The organism is Cupriavidus sp. MPR-AND1C (genome assembly GCF_058809705.1).
Map to the genome: position 1 here is coordinate 1 of NZ_JBXASU010000125.1, position 17,718 is coordinate 17,718.

Sequence of the window (17,718 nt, forward strand, 5' to 3'; positions counted from 1 at the left end):
GGCAGGGCGGGCGTGACGTTGGCGACAGCGATATGGTGCAGCAAGCACGGCCAAAAGAAAACCGTCTGGCGGATGTGGGCCGCGGCGCAAAAACAGAGGGAGGGCACTGCAGAGGCAACGCAGGTCAACCTGCGGCACAAAAGGAAAAGGCGGTGGTTGAATAACCACCGCCTTTAGAGGGGTCCCCGCCTCGGCCGCTGGATCGGCATCCTGAACCCAAGTGAGGTTCAGAGTGGCTGCGGAAGCCGCATTTCGGGTACATCACCGGTTCAGGGAGTCCGGACTGCAACTATGAACCATGCGACGCGCTCGCCCACACGGCATAATCCCGCACCAACAAATGCTTATCGGTTCAAGGAATATGATCCTGACGAACCAGGCAGGGAAACTGTCAAACGTCTGACTTTCTTGCGCTGCCAAACGCGTACTGCTTTGGCATGGCTGTCAGACGTTTGCCGTTTCTAACTTGGATGGGATGAAAACGGCGGTCAGGCGCGATAACCCGACCTAAGGTGCCGCAACTATGTGGCTTGGTGCGGCTTGGCTCCACTATACACCGCGAGGCTTTCCATACCAAGCCCGTCTTTGCGTGTCGTTACATTTTGCTGACGCGCGCGGCATGTGGGGCACATCGGGCCGAAATCGCGAGCGTATCGCCGCCTGCCTGTGCCGTGCGGTACACCGCCGGCGCAGGGCAGGGCATCAGTTGCGCGGCACGGGCGAATTGGTGCCCACATGCGCGTACTGGCGCAGGGCTTCGTCCGCGCGCTCGTTCAGCTCGCGAATGCGCGCACGCACTGCATCAACGGGAATCGCGCCATCTTCTTGCTGCTTGCGCTTGAGCGAGAGCAGGTCCGAGGCGATGCTGATCGCGGCCATCACGGCAACGCGTTCCACGCCCTTGGCGGATACCCCGCCCTTGAGCCGGGTCATCTGGCCGTCTACCAGTGCCACGGCCTCCAGCAGCGCGGCCTCGTTGTCGGCGGCAATGGCGAACCGGTAGGACTGGCCGGCAATGTTGACTTCGACTTGCTTATTGCTCATGCGTTTTCTCCGGGTGCCTTCTGTTCGGCGCGGCTGGCCGCATCGCCTTCGCCCAGCAGGTCGAGCTGGCGGGCGTCGCTGGCGGTGGGCAGCTTGTCCAGGATCGACTGGATGCGCAACTGCGCTTCCTCGATCTTGATATTGAGCAGCTCGCGGTCGGCGGCCATGGCTTCACGGTCGCCGCGCAGCCGGCTGGCGTCGGCCTGCAGGCGTTCGATCTCCTCGCGCAGCCGCTGGTTCTCCGCCGCCAGGGTATCGGCATGGTGCAGCACACGCCCGATCTTGGCGGCGAGTTGTTCGAGTTCGGTGAGCATAGAGCCTGTCATGTCTAGGGTCTCGGGTTTTGGGATTTTAGCCCAAGCGCTATCGTGCGGACGGCGAACGCAGCCGTGTGTGACCGGGCCTGCGCGCCGAAGTTGCATGCATCGTCGTTTAACGGCATCCGTGGCGACGGCTTTATGCCTGTTTCCAGGCGCTTTCCCTGTGTTTTGCCGCGGCATTGACGCTTGCCTCGAAACTGCCTACACTCGCGCACGTTCCAGGTGCTCGTAATCCTATTCACTACAGGGTTGCAGTTCAACGGGAAACAGGGAGCCAGCCACCGCCGCCAGGGCGGGGCCGAGCCAACCTGTGCTGCCCCCGCAACGGTAAGCGACCGTGATCGCAAGATCGCAAGGCCGACCACTCAGCCACTGAACCGCAAGGTTCGGGAAGGCGGTCGGACTGGTGTCGTCAGCCCGGATACCGGCCTGAACGAGAGTGCGCCGCCCTCCCGCAGCTTCTTGCCGCGCCAGCCAGCGGCGCGCTTCGTCGCCAATTGGTCCGCGGGGGAACGGACCAGGCTGCTCTCTCCCACAATTCGCATCATGCGCTCATCGTCTTACAGGTCGAGCCGTCCGGCATTGCCGGCGCGCCACAAGACCGCCCCCGTTTCTGTCTCCCGACAAGTTTGCGCCACGCCCGTCGCCTTGCTGGCCCTGCTCGCCGTGTGCGCGCCCGGCGCCGCCATGGCTCAGGCCAGCGAGGCTGCCGCCGTGCAGCCGGCTGCTGACGCGCAGCTTGCGCCGGTGGTGGTCAGTGCCAACCGCACTGCCCAGCCGATCACCGAGGCGCTGCCGCACACTACCGTGGTGACCCAGCAGGACATCGTCAACTCGCAGGCGATCGATCTGCGCTCGCTGCTGCGCACGCAGGCCGGCGTGGAGTTTGCCGCCAATGGTGGCCTGGGTTCCAATACCACCCTGTTCATGCGCGGCGCCAACGGCAACCAGACGCTGATCCTGATCGATGGCGTGCGCGTCTCGTCGGCCAGCAGCGGCACGGCCCAGTTGTCGAACATCCTGCCCGACCAGATCGACCATATCGAGATCGTGCGGGGCAACGTCTCCGCGCTGTACGGCTCGGACGCGATCGGCGGCGTGGTGCAGATCTTCACCAAGAGCGGCGCGGGCCAGGCCCCGGCGGCCAACGCGCAGATCGAGTACGGCAGCAACAATACGCGCCAGGGCACGGTGGGCTATGGCGGCCAAGTTGGCGACACCTCATTCAATATCACCGGCTCGGCCATCAAGACCGACGGCTTCTCGGCCATCAACACCAAGCAGCAGCCCAAGGCCAATCCCAACGACAACCCCTACGACAACAAGAGCGTTTCGGGCCAGGTCAAGCATCGCTTCACCAGCGACTGGGACGCCGGCGTCACCGCCTACTATTCGAAGAGCAAGCTCTCCTACGACAGCACGACGGGCAAGCCTACCGATGTCTGGTGGATGAACAGCGAGCTTTACACGGTATCCGCCTTTGTCAACGGCAAGATTACCCGTGACTGGAGCACGCACTTCAAGGTGGCCCAGAGCGAGGATCGCAGCGAGAACACCAAGAATGGCCTGTTCGACAGCCGCTTCAATACACGCAACCGCCAGTACACCTGGCAGAACGAATACGCGCTGGCGCCCACGCACACCTTGCTGTTCGGCACCGAATACCTGCAGCAGGAGTTCGATTCCAGCGCCTATGCCGCGCCCAACCGCAACGTGACCTCGGTGTTTGGCGGCTACGACGGGCGCTTGGGCAAGCATCAGTTGCAGCTCAATGTGCGCAACGACCATTACTCGGACTTCGGCAGCCAGGCCAGCTACTTCGCCGGCTATGGCTATAACCTGACCAATGCGTTCAAGCTGATCGCCAACGCCAGCAACGCCTTCCGCGCGCCGACGTTCAACGAGCTTTACTATCCCGGCTACGGCCAGCCGAGCATCAAGCCCGAGCGCGCCAAGTCGTTCGAGCTGGGCGCGCAATACAACACCGATGCCGCCGGCCTGCTGCGCGTGACCGCGTTCGAGACCCGCTACGACAACCTGATCACCTCGGCGCTGCAGCCCAACGGCCTGTACCTGGCGCAGAATGTCAACAAGGCCAAGGTGCAAGGCATCGAAGCCTCCTGGCGCGCCAAGCTGATGGGCACCGACGTGGGCGCGAGCATCACCTTCCAGAATCCGGTGGATGAGCAGAGCAATACGCAGCTGCTGCGCCGCGCACGCCGCCATGCCGCCTTCGACGTGGGCCGCCAGTTTGGCGCCTTCCGCCTGGGCGGCGAGTGGATCATCTCCTCGACGCGCATGGATAGTGGCTCGCGCACGTTGGGCGGATACGGTATCGTCAACCTCAATGCCCGCTATAACATCGACAAGCAATGGTTCGTGGCCGCCCGTGTGGAAAACCTGTTCGACAAGAACTACCAGCTCGCCTATCCCTTCAACACGCAGGGACGCGCCGGCTTTGTCACGCTGGGCTGGCGTCAGAAATGACAATGAGGATGGCTGCCTGACATGCGCCGCGCGCTAGCCATCTGGCTGATGCTTGCCGCCGCCGGCGTGGCGGTGTTCCTGCTGTCGCTGGCGGTGGGCAGCGTGCCGTTGTCGGGTGCGCAGGTCTGGCACGCGCTGTGCGGCGGCGCCGACGATACCGCTGGGGCCATCGTGCGTGAGCTGCGGCTGCCGCGCGCGGCCGCGGCGTTCGCGTGCGGCGGCCTGCTGGCGCTGACCGGCGCGCTGATGCAGGTGCTGCTGCGCAATCCGCTGGCCGAGCCCTATGTGCTCGGCGTATCGGGCGGCGCGGCCACCGGTGCGCTCACCGCCATGCTGATGATGTGGCCACTGTGGACGGTGCAGGCCGGCGCGGCCGGCGGCGCGCTGTTCTCGATGGTGCTGGTGGCCACGCTGGCGCGGCGCGACCTGCTGCATCCGCAGGTGCAGGGCGGGCATCATGAGGCCGGCTCGCGCCTGCTGCTGACCGGCGTGATCCTGGCCGCCGGCTGGGGCGCGCTGATTACCCTGATCCTGAGCGTGGCGCCCGAGGCCCGGTTGCGCGGCATGCTGTTCTGGCTGACCGGCGACCTGGGCGGCACCGCCAGCTACGGCCTTGCGCTGGGTGCGCTGGCGCTGGCCGTGCTGCTGGCCATGCCGATGGCGCGTTCGCTCAATGCCATGCTGATGGGCGAGACCGTGGCGCAGGCGCTGGGCGTGCGTGTCGGCGCGGTGCGCCTGTCGGTGTTCGTGCTGGCCTCGCTGGCGATCGCGGTGGCCATTACCTCGGCCGGCTCGATCGGCTTTGTCGGGCTGGTGGTGCCGCACCTGGTGCGCCTTGCCTGGGGCAATGACCAACGCCTGATGTTGCCTGCCTCGGCCTTGCTGGGCGGCACGCTGCTGATGGCGGCCGACCTGGTGGCGCGCACGGTGATTGCGCCGGCGCAGTTGCCGGTGGGCGTGATCACAGCGCTGCTGGGCGTGCCGACCTTTCTCTTTCTCCTGTTGCGCAGGCCGCGCTGACTACCATGCCGACCTGGAACGAACCCGTCTGCGCTTGTCCTTCGCTGGTGCTGCAGTCCTTGCAGTTGCGCGCCGGCGCGCGTGCGTTGCTTGATGGCTTGAGCCTGTCCATGCAGGCGGGCGAGCTGTGGTGCGTCGTGGGTCCGAACGGTGTCGGCAAGTCCACGCTGATGTCGGTGCTGGCCGGGCTGCGCAAGCCGGACGGCGGCGTGGTGCTGCTGGATGGCCGCGCGCCGCTGGAGACGCCGCCCGCGGCCCTGGCATTGCGCCGCGCCTACCTGCCTCAGGCGGTGCACGACACCTTCTCGATGTCGGTGCGCGACGCCGTGGCGGTGGGCCGTCACCCGCATCTCTCCGGCTGGGGCTGGGCCGGCCGCGAGGACGACGCGGTGGTTGCGGCAGTGATGCGCGAGATGGATCTCGATGCGCTGGCCGGGCGCGATGTGCTGACCCTGTCCGGCGGCGAGCGCCAGCGCGTTTCGCTGGCCGCCACGCTGGCGCAACAGGCGCCGCTGCTGATGTTGGACGAACCCGCCGCCCACCTCGACCTGCGCCACCAGATCATGGTGCTGGAAACGCTGGCCCGGCTGACACGCGCCGGCCGCCACGCCATCGTGGTGATCCTGCACGACCTTAACCTGGCGCGGCGCTACGCGACCCATGCTTTGCTGCTGGCCGAAGACGGCCTGTGCCTGCATGGCCCCGCAGCTCAGGTCCTGACCCCCGCGCATTGCTCGCACGCGCTGCGCACGCCCATTGTCAGCGTCAGCGACGGCCGCCATACCGCGCTGATTGCCGACGGGGCGCCTTCTCCCGCACCAGACGAAACCCAACATGACTGAACCCAAAGCTATTGAAACTTCCACGTCGGAAGATGCCGCCCGCGACGAGCGGCACAAGGCGCGCATGCTGCGCAAGAAGGATGTCGTGGACGCCAAGATCGCCGCGGCGCAGGACGAGCGCGGCGTGATCGTCATCACCACCGGCAACGGCAAGGGCAAGTCCAGCTCCGGCTTTGGCATGGTGGTGCGCGCGCTTGGCCATGGCATGCAGGCCGGCGTGGTGCAATTCATCAAAGGCGCGATTCCCAGCGGCGAGGAACTGTTCCTGCGGCGCTTTCCGGAGCAGTGCGCCTTCCATGTGATGGGCGAAGGCTACACCTGGGAGACGCAGGATCGCGCACGCGACGTGGCCAAGGCCCAGGCCGCGTGGGAGGTGGCGCGCTCGCTGCTGCGCGACCCGTCGATCGGGCTGGTGCTGCTGGACGAGCTCAATATCGCGCTCAAGCTGCACTACCTGGATGTCGACACCGTCATCGCCGACCTGCGTGCCCGCCCGCCGATGCAGCACGTGGTCATCACCGGCCGTGGCGCGCCGCCCGCGCTGATCGAGGCGGCGGATACCGTGACGGACATGACGCCGGTCAAGCATGCGTTTCAGCAAGGCATCAAGGCCCAACGTGGCGTCGAGATGTAAAACGTCTATTCTTGTTCCAGCGAATCGATTCTTTTCTCAGCCACGCCAAGAAATACCATGCAGTTACCCGCCATCGCCCCGCTCGACGCCTCCCTGCGCCCGACCTTGCAAGCCGCCATCGATGCCAAGACCAAGCCGCTCGGCGCGCTCGGCCGGCTCGAAGACCTGGCCTTGCAGATCGGCCTGATTACCGGCAGTGGCATGCCGGAGCTCAAGCGTCCCGCGGTGATCGTGTTCGCCGGGGACCACGGCGTGGCCGATGCCGGCGTGAGCGCCTATCCGGCCGAGGTCACGGCGCAGATGGTGCTCAACTTCCTGGCCGGGGGCGCCGCCATCAATGTGTTTTCGCGCCTGCACGGGCTGGCACTGGAAGTGGTGGACGCGGGGGTGCGCGCGCCGCTGCCGTCCGCGCCCGGGCTGGTCAACTGCCGCATTGCCGCGGGCACGCGCAATTTTGCCGTTGAGCGCGCCATGAGCGCGGAGCAGGTGCAGGCGGCGCTCACCGCCGGCATGGCGCGCGTGCTGCGCCACGCGCAGCAGGGCAGCAATGTGATTGGCTTTGGCGAGATGGGCATTGCCAACACCTCGTCGGCCGCTTGCCTGGTGAGCCGGCTTACCGATACACCGATCGAGGATTGCATCGGCCGCGGCACCGGCCTGGACGATGCGGGCCTCGCGCGCAAGCGCGCGGTGCTGGCGCAGGCGCTGGCGCTGCACGCTGACGCGGTGGCGCCGCTCGACGCACTGGCCGCCTTCGGCGGCTTCGAGATCGCCATGATGACCGGTGCCTTCCTGGCCGCGGCCGCCAGCCGCATGGTGATCCTGGTCGATGGCTTTATCGCCTCGGCCGCGCTGCTGGTGGCGCAGCGCCTCGCGCCCGAGGTGCTGGAATACTGCGTGTTCTCGCATTGCTCGCACGAGCACGGCCACCGGCGCCTGCTGGATCATTTCGGCGCCGAGCCTCTGCTGGCGCTGGACCTGCGCCTGGGCGAGGGCACCGGCGCCGCGCTGGCCTATCCGCTGGTCGCATCCGCCGCAGCCTTCCTGCGCGAGATGGCTACCTTCGGCGCGGCCGGCGTCAGCACCGCGTCGTCGTAGACCGCGGCACGCTCCCGCTACCTGGTCCAACGCACCTGCCCATGCTCGACGAACTTCGCTACTTCCTGACCGCCGTCGGCTACTTCACGCGGGTGCCGGTGCCGCGCTGGGTCGGCTTTGCGCCGCACTACCTGAACGCGGCGGCGCGCTATTTTCCGCTGGTGGGGTTGCTGGTCGGCATGCTGGGCGCGCTGGCTAGCTGGGGCGCGCTGCAATGGTGGCCGCCGGGCGTGGCCTTGCTGCTGGGCATGGCCGTGACGCTGCTGACCACCGGTGCTTTTCACGAGGACGGCCTGGCCGACTGCGTGGATGCCTTCGGCGGTGGCTACCGGCGCGAGGACGTGCTGCGCATCATGCACGACTCGCGCATCGGGGCATTCGGCGCCATCGCGCTGGTGGTGGCGTTGCTGCTGAAGTGGCAGTTGCTGGTGGCGATTGCCGCGCGCAGCGGCATGGTGGCGTTGCTGCTGGTGCTGGTGGCCGCGCATGCGGCCAGCCGCGCCATGGCGGTGAGCTATCTTGCCACGCTGGACTACGTGCGTGCCGAAGGCAAGGCCAAGCCGGTGGCGCAGCGGCTGTCCGGCATCGGGCTGGGTTTCACGCTGCTTTGCGGTGCCTTGCCGCTGCTGCTGGTGTCGCCGCTGTTTGCCGCTGTGGTGATCGTTGCCTTGGTGGCGCTGCGCTTTTTGCTGGGACGCTACTTTGTTCGCCGCATTGGCGGCTACACCGGCGATTGCCTCGGCATGGCGCAGCAGCTGGCCGAGTTGTTGATCTATCTGGTGGCGGCGGCATGGACCTGGTCCTGATCCGCCACGCGGCGCCTGAGGTTGCGCAAGGGATCTGCTACGGCGCGCTTGACCTGCCGCTGGCGCAGCCCGTTTTGCCCGAGCCTGCTCGCATGCTGCTGGCGCTCGATGGCCTTGCGCCGCAGCGCATTGTTTGCAGCACGATGGCGCGGGCTCGCGCGACGGCTGATTTGCTTGCGCGGGATTTCGGGGTGGTGCCGCAAGCCGATGCGCAGTTGCGCGAACTCGATTTTGGCCGTTGGGAAGGCCTCGCATGGGACGCCGTGCCGCGCGCCGAGCTCGATGCGTGGGCTGCGGATCTGCTGCATGCGCGGCCTCATGGGGGCGAGACCGTCGCGCAGGCGATGGCGCGTGTGGCGGCTTGGGCCGATGCCTTGCCGGTGGATGCGCCGGACCGGCTGTGGGTTGTTGCGCATGCGGGGCCGATGCGTATGCTGGCGGCGCACTGGCTCGGGGTGCCGCTGGCTACTACGCTGGGGTGGGATCTTGGTTATGGGGCGAGTTGCCGGTTTATGTTGGGGGGGGGTGTGGCGAGGTTGCGGTGGTGGAATCGGGTTTGAGGTTTTGGGGGTGGCAATGGCAACTGCAACTGCTTAACTGCCTAACTGCCTAACTGCCTAACTGCAACGGCTTAACGTCAAGGGCAACTTCAACTGCGGTTTCACCACCCCTGCGGGGCGGCGACCTACTTTCTTGTCTTGCCAAGAAAGTAGGCAAAGAAGGCGCGCCGGATGGGGCGACTTCCCCTCGTGATCCAACGAAAAGAGCGGCCGGGACCCAAACTCGCATCGCCTTAAGGCGATACTCAGACATGGGTCCCTCTTTTCCGCTCTTTTCGCCGAATCCCGAGGCGCCCCATACGGCCTTGGCACACCCCCACGGCTCGCTTCGCATCGCCGTGGGTGTTTCCCGCCCCTTCGGGCGGGAAACACGGCTACCACAGTTGGTTGATTTTGCCGTTGGTTGGCTCCACTCTCCCACTTGTGGGAGAGGGCGGGCGTTCGTCAAGTACGGGATGTCAGGCCTGACCCTTGACCTGTCTTGCTCCTATTGCGCTGGCCGTTTGCGCCGCGCGTCGTCCAGGTCCTTGCACACGACCTGCGCGCCTTGGGCGATGCGTGGGCCGGCTCGGTTGACCAGGTCGCCGTCGATGGCGTAGAGGTTGCCACGCGCCACGGCGGTTACCTGTTTCCAGCGTTCCCACATGGCGAAGTCCGGCAGCGGCCGGTCGGAGCGGGTCGCGCCCATGCTGGCAGTCATCATGACTTCCGGATTGCCGGCTACCACGGATTCCACCGAGACCGTCGGCACCAGCAGCGCTTCGTTGGCGAACAGGTTGCGCCCGCCGCATAGCGCGAGCACGTCGCTGATCAGGTGCTGGCCGCTGAGCGTCATCAGGGGTTGTTGCCATACCTGGTAGAACACCGTCACCGGCGCACGCGCCGCATAGGTCTGGCGCAGCTTGTCGATCTGCTGGCGAAAGCTGGTGGCGGCGCTGTTGGCGGTGGGCTCGGCGCCGAGCAGCACGCCCATTCTTTCGATGTTGCTGGGGATGCCTTCGAGCTTGCGCGGCTCGCTGTAGAACAGCGGCAGGCCGAGCGCGCGCAGGCGGTCGGTTTGTTTCTGCGCATTGCCGTGGCGCCACACCACGATCAGGTCGGGCTTGAGCGCGGCGATGCGTTCCAGATCCAGCGCCTTGTTGTCGCCGACGCGCGGGATGTCGCGGGCCTGTGGCGGGTAGTCGCTGTAGCTTACGGTGCCGACGATGCGCGAGCCGCCGCCGGCGGCGTAGAGCATTTCGGTGACGTGCGGCGCGAGCGAGATCACGCGGCGCGCGGGCTGGTCCAGCGTGACGGTCTGGCCGGCGTCATCGACCACGGATACGGCGGCGCCGGCGTGGCTGCAAAGGACGCTGCCCAGCAGCGTGGTGAGGGCCAGCAGGGCACGGGTAGTGATCGAGGTAGGGGTCATCGGGTGTTAGCTGGATTGGATGCTGGTGTCGGAGCACGTTGTTGCAAGGGCTTGAGCCAGTGCCGCGTCGAGCCGTTGCCATGCGGGCTCCTGCGCTGGTGGCAAACCCAGGCGCAGGCTTGGCAACGCGCCAGGGATGCCCGGCGGCGCGTCGAACAGTCGCGTCCACACGCCTTGCCGCGCGAGCGCTTCGTGCAGGCGCGCGGCATCGGCATGCGGTACCCAGCTGAACAAGGGGCGTCCCACGGGCGTCAGGCCGTGCTTGCGCAACAGTGTCGCGAGCCGGATGCCGGCTTGTTGCAAACGGTCGCGCGTGGCGGCCTGCCAGGTGCGATCGGCCAGGGACAGGCGCGCCACCGCGCGTGCGGGGCCGGCCACGGTCCAGTGGCCGAGCTGGTCGGCCAGCGCTGCCAGCAATATAGGCTCGGCCAGCACAAAGCCGCAGCGCACGCCGGCCAGGCCGTAGAACTTGCCCAGCGAGCGCAGCACCACCATGCCGGGGCGATCCGCCAGCGCGGCCAGCGAGCGCTCGGGTGTGCAATCCATGAAAGCTTCGTCGAGCAGCAGCGTGCCGCCACGTGCGGCGAGATCCGCGTGCCATGCCCGCAGCGTGGCTTGCGCGAGCGTGCGCCCGGTTGGGTTGTTCGGGTTCACCACCACGAGGTGATCGAGCTGCGCGGCCAGGTCCGCACGGGCGAAATCCGTCTCCGCGAGCGGCACAACCTCATGCCCCGCGCGGGCGAAGGCGGGAGCGTATTCGCTGTATCCCTGCACCGCCACGCCAACGCGCCCGGGCCTGAGCAGCTGCGGCAGCGTGCGGATGGCGGCCTGCGAGCCGGCCACCGGCAGCGCGCGCGGCGCGCCGTAGGCCTGCGCGGCCAGCTCGGCCAGGCCGTCGTCATCCTGCGGCAGCCGCAGCCACGCGTCGGCGGGCAGGGCTGGCACGGGATAGCCGTCCGGGTTGATGCCGGTGGAAAGATCGAGCCAGTCTTCGACCGGGCGGCCATGGCGGCGCGCGGCGGCGAGCAGGTCGCCGCCGTGGCGGATCGGAGTACTCATGCTAAGCCGTAGTGGAGAAGGGCGGCGCTGGCGCCGCAAGCGGCCAGCCACAGCCATAGCGTGCGCTGAACAAGGCGCAGGCAGGCATGTACATCGGCCGCGCCCGGCGCGTGGCCCATGCCCAGCGGCGGGCGCTCTTCCCATTCGCCGTGATAGCGGGCGGGGCCGCCCAGCGCCACGCCGACGGCACCGGCGCCGGCCGCCATGACCGGGCCCGCATTGGGGCTGGACCATGCCGGTGCCTGCGCGCGCCAGCAGCGCAGCGCCTGGGCAGTGCGCCCGAGCAGCGCGTACGAGAGCGCGGTCAGGCGGGCGGGCGCCAGGTTGAGCACATCGTCAAGCCGCGCAGCCGCCCAGCCGAAATACAGCAGGCGCGGCGTGCGGTAGCCCCACATCGCATCGAGCGTGTTGGCCAGGCGATAGGCGACCACGGCGGGCGCGCCGCCGACCAGGAACCAGAACAAGGCGCCGAAGATGGCGTCGTTGCCATTCTCCAGCGCCGATTCGCAGGCGGCGCGGGCCAGCGCTTCGGTATCCGCGTCGGTGGTGTCGCGCGAGACGATGCGTGCCGTGAGCTGGCGCGCATCGGCGAGATTGCCCTGCGTGAGCGCCGTGGCGATCGGCGCAATATGCTGGGCCAGGCTGCGCGCGCCCAGTGCCGCGTAGAGTGCCAGCGCTTGCAGCAGCCACGCCAGCGCCGTGCTGAACTGCGCGGCGGCATGCACCAGCAGCGCGGCCAGCGCGGCCGGCACCAGCACCATCAGCGCCCAGGCGGCCAGGCCGGTGAGCCGCTGACGCAGCGGCGCGCCGGCCTGGCCGCGGTTCAGGCGGCGCTCAAGTGCTGCGGCAAGGCGGCCGAAGCCAACCAGCGGATGCCAGCGGCGCGGCTCGCCCAGCCATTGGTCCAGCAAGACGCCGGCCGCGGCCGCGGCCACGCAGGCTTGCCAGCTGAATAGGGGAAACGGCCACCATGAGGACAGCGATGGCAGCGATGGCAGCGATGGCAGCCACGACATCACGCCGGGTCGGCGCCTTTCACGCTGACAGGGATACCGGCCACCAGCAGGCGCACGCGGTCCGCGGCGGCGGCCAGCTTCTGGTTCAGGCGGCCCAGCTCGTCGACATAGAAGCGGGTGATGGCGCCCATCGGCACCACGCCGAAGCCGATCTCGTTGGAGACCAGGATCACATGCCCGGGCAGGGTGGGCAGCGCAGACAGCAGCGCGTCGATTTCCTCGGTGAAGGCGGCCGGTGGCGTTACCAGGCCATGCTCGGGGTAACTGCGCGCATCGAGGAACAGCAGGTTGTTGAGCCACAGCGTGACGCAGTCGACCAGTATGCAGCCATCGTGGGTGGCATGGGTATATAGCGCATCCGCCAGATGCAGCGGCGCTTCGACCAGGCCCCACTCGGCCGGGCGCCGCGCGCGGTGCAGCGCGATGCGCACCTCCATCTCTTCGTCGGTGCTGTCCTGGCCGTGGCGTGCGGTAGCGATATAGGTAACGGGGCCGCCGGTGGCAGCGGCATGGTCGGCGGCCATCTGCTCGGCAAAGTGGCTCTTGCCGGAGCGCGCGCCGCCCAGCACCAGCGTGAGCTGGCGCGCGCGGCCCGGGACGGCAGCGGCGTGCGGCGCGGGTGCAGCCTGGGGCGAGCGTTCGCTGGCCGGCGCATGGGTGGATGCGCGCACGGGCTCGGTGGCGGTGGCGGAAGCGTTGGCCGGGGTCATCCGGGTATTGTAGCGGGCGCATCCATGGATCGCACGCCCGCATTGGCCAGCGCACAGGGCAGCGCCGCTGGCCGCCGATGCGATAATCCCACGATGCAAAAAAATTCCTCCGAAGCCGCTGGCGCGGCATTGCCGGGTGGCTTGCGCGGTACCTTGATGGTGCAGGGCACCACTTCCGACGCGGGCAAGAGCACGCTAGTGGCGGGCCTGTGCCGGGTGCTGGCGCGCGCCGGCGTGCGCGTGGTCCCGTTCAAGCCGCAGAACATGGCGCTCAACAGCGCGGTCACCGCGGACGGTGGCGAGATCGGGCGCGCCCAGGCCTTGCAGGCCGCCGCCGCCGGGCTGGCGCCGCACACCGATATGAACCCGGTGCTGCTCAAGCCGAGCAGCGATACGGGCGCTCAGATCATCATCCACGGCCAGGCGCGGATGGACCTGGACGCGCGGGCCTATCACGCCTACAAGCCGGTGGCGATGCAGGCGGTGCTGGCCTCGCACCAGCGTCTGTCCAGCGCCTACGAGGTGGTGATGGTGGAAGGCGCTGGCAGCCCGGCGGAGATCAACCTGCGCGAGCGCGACATCGCCAATATGGGTTTTGCCGAAGCGGTGGATTGCCCGGTGGTGCTGGTGGCCGACATCGACCGCGGCGGCGTGTTCGCCCATCTGGTGGGCACGCTGGACTGCCTGTCGGCGTCGGAGCGCGCGCGCATCAAGGGCTTCATCATCAACCGCTTCCGCGGCGATATCGCGCTGCTGCAGCCCGGGCTGGACTGGCTGGAGGCGCGCACCGGCAAGCCCGTGCTGGGCGTGCTGCCCTACCTGCACGGCTTGCACCTGGATGCCGAGGACGCCATCATCGGTGCGCAGGCGGCCAAGCGGGGCGAACTGCTGCGCGTGATCGTGCCGGTGTTGCCGCGCATTTCCAATCACACGGATTTCGATGCGCTGCGCGCGCATCCGCAGGTGGACCTGCGCTTTATTGGCCCCGGCATGCCGATCCCGCCGGCGGACCTGATCGTGTTGCCGGGCAGCAAGAGCGTGCGTGCCGACCTGGCTTTCCTGCGTGCCAATGGCTGGGAGCCAGCCTTGCTGCGGCACCTGCGCTATGGCGGCAAGGTCATCGGTATTTGCGGCGGCATGCAGATGCTGGGCCGGCGCGTGGATGACCCGGCAGGCAACGAAGGCAAGGCCGGCAGCAGCGAAGGCTTTGGCCTGCTCGATTACGACACCGTGCTGGCGCCGCACAAGCAGTTGCGCGTGGTGAGCGGCAGGCTGGCGCTGGATGGCGCCACCGAGGCCACCGTGCAGGGCTACGAGATCCATATGGGCGTGACCACAGGCCCCGCGCTGGCGCGCCCGGCGCTATGGCTGGAAAGCGAGCGCCCGGACGGTGCGCAATCGGAGGACGGGCAGGTGCTGGCCTCCTACGTGCACGGGCTGTTCGACCAGCCGCAGGCTTGCGGCGCACTGTTGCGCTGGGCCGGGCTGGCGCGGGCGGAGGGCGTCGACCTGGCCGCGCTGCGCGAGGCCTCGCTGGAGCGCCTGGCGGACACGCTCGTCGCGCACCTTGACATGGGTGCCTTGCTGGCGCCGCTGCAGGCGCCGTAGTGGATGTCAGGGCGGCTGTCAAAGCGGCTGTCAAAGCGGCTGTCAAAGCAGCTGTCAAAGCAGGCTCGGCCGCCCGCCGCGCCAACTGCTAAACTCGCACGCGGGCCCGCTCCGCCAGGGCCCGGCAGCGGCCAATGGCAGGGCCATGGCGGAACCCGGAGCGGCGCGCCCGCCGGCAGCGCTGCCATGGAAAGCCATTGCGGAGACAACCATGCCCGTAGTCGTGATCGCCAATCCCAAAGGCGGCGTAGGCAAGACCACGCTGGCCACCAACCTGGCGGGCTACTTCGCCAGCGCCGGCCACGCCGTGATGCTGGGCGACACGGACCGGCAGCAATCCTCGCGAGCCTGGCTGGGTTTGCGCCCGGCCTCGGCACCGGCCATCCGCACTTGGGACATCAGCGCCAACCAGATCGCGCGCCCGCCCAAAGGCACTACCCATGTGGTGCTGGATACTCCGGCCGGCCTGCATGGCTGGCGCTTCAACGATGTGATGAAACTGGCGCACCGCGTGGTGGTGCCGCTGCAACCGTCCCTGTTCGATATCCTCGCCACCCAGGATTTCCTCACCCGGCTCGCCGATGACAAGCGCGTGCGCCACGGCGAAGTGGAGGTCGGCGTGATCGGCATGCGGGTCGACCTGCGCACCCGCGCGGCCGAGCAGCTGCAGCGCTTTGTCGCGGGGCTGGGGCTGCCAGTGCTGGGCTTTCTGCGCGATACCCAGAACTACGTGCAGCTTGCCGCGCACGGCCTGACGCTGTGGGACGTGGCGCCGTCACGCGTGGCGCGGGACTGGGAGCAGTGGCAGCCGATCATCGGCTGGCTGGAGCAGCCGGCGCTGGCCAGGCGCCCAGCCGCCTGAGCAAGGCATCCACCGACGGCCAGCTTACCCGGCGCACGGCCACGATCAGATCGGCGCCGGGAAACTGGTCGTCGAACGCCTCGCTCTCCACGCCGTCAAGGCGCCGGTAGAACTCGCGCGCCTGGCTGTTGCCGTCCAGCACATAGAGAAAGAGGGGCTGCCCGGGCCAGCCAGCGGCGGCACGCTGCGCGCAATGCGCGAAGAGACGCTTGCCAAGCCCTAGCCCGTGCCATCCCGGCATCACATGCAAGTTGTCCAGATACACGCCATATTGCGGCTCGGCCTCGGGTTGCAGGCAGGCAAAGCCGGCCGGCGTGCCGTCCACGCGCACGAGCGTGACTTCCACCGGGCCGTCTGCGCCTTCCACCAGGCGAGCCTGCCAGGCTTGCGCGCGCTGGGCCGGCGCTTCGCGCTCCAGGTAATCCGCCGGCAACAGGCCACTGTAGGCATGGCGCCAGCTCTGCGCGTGCAGATCGGCAATCAGCGCGGCATCGTGCGGGCCGGCAGGCAGCAATTCGATGGAATGGGTCATCTTCAAGGGAGTCGTCCGGGGCCCGCAACGGGCGCGATCAACATTCTGCCGCAATCCCGGCAAGCCTCGCCATGGTCTTGCGCCTGTCACGCGCTGGCAGGTCCTGCCTGTTAGAATCGCGAATCTTTCGCATTCTCATTATGGCGGCTTGATGCGTTCATCTCACGCCTGCTTGGGGTCCGAAAACACAATCTCCACAACCCCCAAATCTGCTCCCGCCTCCCATGGTCACCGGCCGCCTGCGCGTTGTTTTCGTCAAGATTCACCTGTATCTCGGCTTGTGGCTGGGCCTGCTCTTTGTCATGCTGGGCCTGACCGGCACCGTCATCGCCTGGCGCGATGAGCTGGATGCCCTGCTGAACCCGGCGTTGCTGACGGCATCGGCCGAAGTACCCATGCCGGTCGCGCCGGCCACGGTGCAAGCGGTCGCCGAGCGGCTGCAGGCCGACCCGCACTATGGCCGCCCCACCTTACTGATGCTGCCGTGCGCGCCGCATGAGGTGTTTATTGCGTGGTACCCGCTCAAGGGCACGCCCAACGCCGGGCGCTCGCGCCAAGTGATGGTCGATCCCGTCACATTGGCAGTGAAGGGCGAGCGGGTCTGGGGAGAGCCCGGCCTGTCGCGCCCGTTGCTGCTGCCCACCTTGTTCCAGTTGCACCACTACCTGCTCGCTGGCGAGACGGGCCGCACGATCCTGGGCATCACCGGGATGCTGTTGCTGATTCTGGTGATCGGCGGGGTTGTGCTGTGGTGGCCCAAGCTCAAGCCGCGCGCGGTGCTCAATGCGTTTCGCATCAGCCATGGCGGCTCGTGGTCGCGTTTTAATTACTCGCTGCATCGCACAGCTGGCATCTTTGCGGCGCCGGTGCTGGCGACGATGGCGTTTTCCGGCTGGTACCTGGATTTGCCCAAGTGGGTGACGCCGATCGTGGCCAGCGTGATGACGGTGTCGCCGCCCGGCAAGCCGGCATCGGCAGCAGCGCCCGCGGGCACGCCGCTACTAGGCATGGCGCAGGCCGTGAGCACGGCTCAGGCGCTTTATCCTGCGGCGCTGGTGACGCGGGTCAGCTTTCCGCGCAAGGCGGGGGATCCGTTTGAGGTGCGGCTGCGGCAGCCGGGTGAGGTCCGCCAGGGCAGTGGGGCTACGCGGCTCTGGCTGGATGCCCATACAGGCAAGCGGCTCGGGGTTCGCGATCCGATGGATGCGCCGGCTGGGGATACTTTTCTTAACTGGATGTATCCGCTGCATACCGGGGAGGCGTTCGGATTGGCGGGGCGGGCGTTTATTTCGGTGTTCGGGGTGGTGCCGCTGATGTTTGCCGCGACCGGGGTGTTGATCTGGTGGAAGCGTCGGCGGGGGCATCGGCGGCATGTGGTGCGGACGATGGAGAGGGCTGGCGGCGCTAAGGGCGCTAAGGGCGTTAAGGTGGTGCGGGAGGAGGCGGTGGAGGTTTGATTGCTGGTTGGCTGCGGCTGCGGCTGCGGCTGCGGCTGCGGAATCAGCTTCAGATTCAAGGGCTTAACTGCAACTTCAACTTCAACTGCAGTTTCACCACCCCTGCGGGGCGGCGACCTACTTTTTTGTCTTGCCAAGAAAGTAGGCAAAGAAGGCGCGCCGGATGGGGCGACTGCCTCCTCGGGCTTCGACGAAAAGAGCGGCCGGGACCCAAACTCGCATCGCCTTGAGGCGATACTCAGACATGGGTCC

At 67.7% G+C, this 17,718-nt stretch carries 17 protein-coding genes, 1 other RNA gene and 1 riboswitch; of the genes, 10 read left to right on the forward strand and 8 right to left on the reverse strand.

Annotation, left to right across the window (positions count from 1 at the left end):
- Positions 1 to 178 precede the first annotated feature (178 nt).
- From ssrS to AC1RWI_RS35035, 3 genes are all read right to left on the reverse strand, one after another.
- Positions 179 to 389, reverse strand: a non-coding RNA gene (gene ssrS, locus AC1RWI_RS35025) — 6S RNA.
- Positions 390 to 702: 313 nt separating this feature from the next.
- Entirely contained in the window at positions 703 to 1,044 is a 342-nt protein-coding gene (locus tag AC1RWI_RS35030; RefSeq protein WP_416049477.1) for a cell division protein ZapA, read from the reverse strand.
- Entirely contained in the window at positions 1,041 to 1,358 is a 318-nt protein-coding gene (locus tag AC1RWI_RS35035; RefSeq protein ID WP_043348857.1) for a hypothetical protein, read from the reverse strand. The genes AC1RWI_RS35030 and AC1RWI_RS35035 overlap by 4 nt, the downstream gene beginning before the upstream one ends.
- A 208-nt stretch (positions 1,359 to 1,566) precedes the next feature.
- Positions 1,567 to 1,811: riboswitch (cobalamin riboswitch) on the forward strand.
- Between the two features lie 99 nt (positions 1,812 to 1,910).
- Between AC1RWI_RS35035 and AC1RWI_RS35040 the strand changes: the two genes are divergently transcribed.
- The 7 genes from AC1RWI_RS35040 to cobC are packed head-to-tail and all read left to right on the forward strand — an operon-like array spanning position 1,911 to position 8,811.
- Positions 1,911 to 3,851, forward strand: a complete 1,941-nt coding sequence (locus AC1RWI_RS35040) for a TonB-dependent receptor plug domain-containing protein (protein WP_492870601.1) — start codon at positions 1,911 to 1,913, stop codon at positions 3,849 to 3,851.
- Between the two features lie 21 nt (positions 3,852 to 3,872).
- The gene (locus AC1RWI_RS35045) at positions 3,873 to 4,871 is read left to right on the forward strand and encodes a FecCD family ABC transporter permease (protein WP_173430688.1); all 999 of its coding nucleotides are present in this window, start codon (positions 3,873 to 3,875) and stop codon (positions 4,869 to 4,871) included.
- Between the two features lie 5 nt (positions 4,872 to 4,876).
- The gene (locus AC1RWI_RS35050) at positions 4,877 to 5,713 is read left to right on the forward strand and encodes an ABC transporter ATP-binding protein (RefSeq protein WP_043348847.1); all 837 of its coding nucleotides are present in this window, start codon (positions 4,877 to 4,879) and stop codon (positions 5,711 to 5,713) included.
- Complete coding sequence (gene cobO, locus AC1RWI_RS35055; RefSeq protein ID WP_043348842.1) at positions 5,706 to 6,347, forward strand: cob(I)yrinic acid a,c-diamide adenosyltransferase; 642 nt, start codon at positions 5,706 to 5,708, stop codon at positions 6,345 to 6,347. Before AC1RWI_RS35050 ends, cobO begins: the two co-directional genes overlap by 8 nt.
- A gap of 57 nt (positions 6,348 to 6,404) precedes the next feature.
- Entirely contained in the window at positions 6,405 to 7,445 is a 1,041-nt protein-coding gene (gene cobT / locus AC1RWI_RS35060) for a nicotinate-nucleotide--dimethylbenzimidazole phosphoribosyltransferase (RefSeq protein ID WP_492870602.1), read from the forward strand.
- Between the two features lie 41 nt (positions 7,446 to 7,486).
- Positions 7,487 to 8,251, forward strand: a complete 765-nt coding sequence (locus AC1RWI_RS35065; protein ID WP_492870603.1) for an adenosylcobinamide-GDP ribazoletransferase — start codon at positions 7,487 to 7,489, stop codon at positions 8,249 to 8,251.
- A complete protein-coding gene (cobC, locus tag AC1RWI_RS35070; RefSeq protein ID WP_492870604.1) occupies positions 8,236 to 8,811 on the forward strand; it encodes an alpha-ribazole phosphatase family protein in 576 nt (191 codons plus the stop codon). Before AC1RWI_RS35065 ends, cobC begins: the two co-directional genes overlap by 16 nt.
- Before the next feature lie 487 nt (positions 8,812 to 9,298).
- Here the strand turns inward: cobC and AC1RWI_RS35075 are convergent, their stop codons facing one another.
- Genes AC1RWI_RS35075 through cobU form a run of 4 tightly spaced genes read right to left on the reverse strand, consistent with a single transcriptional unit; the run spans position 9,299 to position 13,007 of the window.
- Positions 9,299 to 10,222 carry a cobalamin-binding protein gene (locus AC1RWI_RS35075; RefSeq protein WP_492870605.1) on the reverse strand — a complete coding sequence of 308 codons (924 nt, stop codon included), beginning with the start codon at positions 10,220 to 10,222 and terminating at the stop codon, positions 9,299 to 9,301.
- 6 nt (positions 10,223 to 10,228) lie between these two features.
- On the reverse strand, positions 10,229 to 11,281 hold the full coding sequence (gene cobD / locus AC1RWI_RS35080) for a threonine-phosphate decarboxylase CobD (protein ID WP_492870606.1): 1,053 nt from the start codon (positions 11,279 to 11,281) through the stop codon (positions 10,229 to 10,231).
- Positions 11,278 to 12,297: an adenosylcobinamide-phosphate synthase CbiB gene (gene cbiB, locus AC1RWI_RS35085; protein WP_492870608.1), complete on the reverse strand. Its 1,020-nt coding sequence runs from the start codon at positions 12,295 to 12,297 to the stop codon at positions 11,278 to 11,280. The genes cobD and cbiB overlap by 4 nt, the downstream gene beginning before the upstream one ends.
- Positions 12,297 to 13,007: a bifunctional adenosylcobinamide kinase/adenosylcobinamide-phosphate guanylyltransferase gene (gene cobU, locus AC1RWI_RS35090; RefSeq protein ID WP_144409832.1), complete on the reverse strand. Its 711-nt coding sequence runs from the start codon at positions 13,005 to 13,007 to the stop codon at positions 12,297 to 12,299. The genes cbiB and cobU overlap by 1 nt, the downstream gene beginning before the upstream one ends.
- A gap of 156 nt (positions 13,008 to 13,163) precedes the next feature.
- Here cobU and AC1RWI_RS35095 point away from each other — a divergent pair, with 156 nt between their 5' ends.
- A complete protein-coding gene (locus AC1RWI_RS35095) occupies positions 13,164 to 14,615 on the forward strand; it encodes a cobyric acid synthase (RefSeq protein ID WP_492870609.1) in 1,452 nt (483 codons plus the stop codon).
- A gap of 211 nt (positions 14,616 to 14,826) precedes the next feature.
- Positions 14,827 to 15,477 (forward strand): nucleotide-binding protein, encoded by a 651-nt coding sequence (locus AC1RWI_RS35100; RefSeq protein WP_043348822.1) that lies wholly within the window; start codon positions 14,827 to 14,829, stop codon positions 15,475 to 15,477.
- Here AC1RWI_RS35100 and AC1RWI_RS35105 read toward each other — a convergent pair.
- Positions 15,428 to 16,009, reverse strand: a complete 582-nt coding sequence (locus AC1RWI_RS35105) for a GNAT family N-acetyltransferase (protein ID WP_492870607.1) — start codon at positions 16,007 to 16,009, stop codon at positions 15,428 to 15,430. The genes AC1RWI_RS35100 and AC1RWI_RS35105 overlap by 50 nt on opposite strands.
- 224 nt (positions 16,010 to 16,233) lie before the next feature.
- On the opposite strand from AC1RWI_RS35105, the gene AC1RWI_RS35110 reads away from it, so the two are divergent.
- Positions 16,234 to 17,466, forward strand: a complete 1,233-nt coding sequence (locus AC1RWI_RS35110) for a PepSY-associated TM helix domain-containing protein (RefSeq protein WP_052494657.1) — start codon at positions 16,234 to 16,236, stop codon at positions 17,464 to 17,466.
- Positions 17,467 to 17,718 lie beyond the last annotated feature (252 nt).

What these genes read in the sequence shown, in the direction of transcription:
- AC1RWI_RS35030 (WP_416049477.1), bottom strand. Translation starts at nt 1,044, where the DNA reads ATGAGCAATAAGCAAGTCGAAGTCAACATTGCCGGCCAGTCCTACCGG.
- AC1RWI_RS35035 (WP_043348857.1), bottom strand. Translation starts at nt 1,358, where the DNA reads ATGCTCACCGAACTCGAACAACTCGCCGCCAAGATCGGGCGTGTGCTG.
- AC1RWI_RS35040 (WP_492870601.1), top strand. Translation starts at nt 1,911, where the DNA reads ATGCGCTCATCGTCTTACAGGTCGAGCCGTCCGGCATTGCCGGCGCGC.
- AC1RWI_RS35045 (WP_173430688.1), top strand. Translation starts at nt 3,873, where the DNA reads ATGCGCCGCGCGCTAGCCATCTGGCTGATGCTTGCCGCCGCCGGCGTG.
- AC1RWI_RS35050 (WP_043348847.1), top strand. Translation starts at nt 4,877, where the DNA reads ATGCCGACCTGGAACGAACCCGTCTGCGCTTGTCCTTCGCTGGTGCTG.
- cobO (WP_043348842.1), top strand. Translation starts at nt 5,706, where the DNA reads ATGACTGAACCCAAAGCTATTGAAACTTCCACGTCGGAAGATGCCGCC.
- cobT (WP_492870602.1), top strand. Translation starts at nt 6,405, where the DNA reads ATGCAGTTACCCGCCATCGCCCCGCTCGACGCCTCCCTGCGCCCGACC.
- AC1RWI_RS35065 (WP_492870603.1), top strand. Translation starts at nt 7,487, where the DNA reads ATGCTCGACGAACTTCGCTACTTCCTGACCGCCGTCGGCTACTTCACG.
- cobC (WP_492870604.1), top strand. Translation starts at nt 8,236, where the DNA reads ATGGACCTGGTCCTGATCCGCCACGCGGCGCCTGAGGTTGCGCAAGGG.
- AC1RWI_RS35075 (WP_492870605.1), bottom strand. Translation starts at nt 10,222, where the DNA reads ATGACCCCTACCTCGATCACTACCCGTGCCCTGCTGGCCCTCACCACG.
- cobD (WP_492870606.1), bottom strand. Translation starts at nt 11,281, where the DNA reads ATGAGTACTCCGATCCGCCACGGCGGCGACCTGCTCGCCGCCGCGCGC.
- cbiB (WP_492870608.1), bottom strand. Translation starts at nt 12,297, where the DNA reads ATGTCGTGGCTGCCATCGCTGCCATCGCTGCCATCGCTGTCCTCATGG.
- cobU (WP_144409832.1), bottom strand. Translation starts at nt 13,007, where the DNA reads ATGACCCCGGCCAACGCTTCCGCCACCGCCACCGAGCCCGTGCGCGCA.
- AC1RWI_RS35095 (WP_492870609.1), top strand. Translation starts at nt 13,164, where the DNA reads ATGGTGCAGGGCACCACTTCCGACGCGGGCAAGAGCACGCTAGTGGCG.
- AC1RWI_RS35100 (WP_043348822.1), top strand. Translation starts at nt 14,827, where the DNA reads ATGCCCGTAGTCGTGATCGCCAATCCCAAAGGCGGCGTAGGCAAGACC.
- AC1RWI_RS35105 (WP_492870607.1), bottom strand. Translation starts at nt 16,009, where the DNA reads ATGACCCATTCCATCGAATTGCTGCCTGCCGGCCCGCACGATGCCGCG.
- AC1RWI_RS35110 (WP_052494657.1), top strand. Translation starts at nt 16,234, where the DNA reads ATGGTCACCGGCCGCCTGCGCGTTGTTTTCGTCAAGATTCACCTGTAT.